This is a genomic window from Arthrobacter sp. S39 (genome assembly GCF_004320525.1).
Classification (GTDB): domain Bacteria; phylum Actinomycetota; class Actinomycetes; order Actinomycetales; family Micrococcaceae; genus Arthrobacter.
Map to the genome: position 1 here is coordinate 1 of NZ_SIHX01000043.1, position 597 is coordinate 597.

Annotated in this window: 1 rRNA gene; it reads left to right on the forward strand. The window is 52.3% G+C overall.

Annotated elements, in window-relative coordinates:
- Positions 1-485: 485 nt before the first annotated feature.
- Positions 486-597 (forward strand): 23S ribosomal RNA (locus EYS21_RS23255); the annotation flags it as partial.

Genomic DNA, 597 nt, shown 5'->3' on the forward strand with positions numbered 1-597 from the left:
TTGTCAGGAGTATATGCCCGTTGCGCAGACACATGTTCTGCGGCGGGTGCTCAAGGGTGGAATATCAACAAATAGCGGCCGCCTGGTCTTGGCCTCCTCTAGTACGGATGTCTGCTTCTTCTTCGGAAAAAGCAGTTGTCCTGGAACGGTGGGGTGAGGGGTTTGGGTGGTTTAGTGTTTGGCACACTGTTGGGTCCTGAGGCAACAGGACCGGGTTTGTCGTGGCTTACGGGTTGCGGCGGGTCTGGTGTTTGTTTGTTTCTGGTTTCCTGGCTGCACCGATCACACGGTTGCTTGGCTCCCTTTGGGGCGGGTGTGTGGGGTGTGTGGTACGGGGTTGTTGTTTGAGAACTACATAGTGGACGCGAGCATCTTTTATAAGAAGCAATTTCCAAGAATATGAACCTGGATCTGTTGTTCTGTCCTTCGGGGTGGAGCAGTGGTTTTCATGGTTCTCTCGTGAATTAGCGTTTTTGATCTTTTGTGGTCAAGTTTTTAAGAGCACACGGTGGATGCCTTGGCATTAGGAGCCGAAGAAGGACGTAGGAATCTGCGATAAGCCTGGGGGAGTCGATAACCGGACTGTGATCCCAGGGT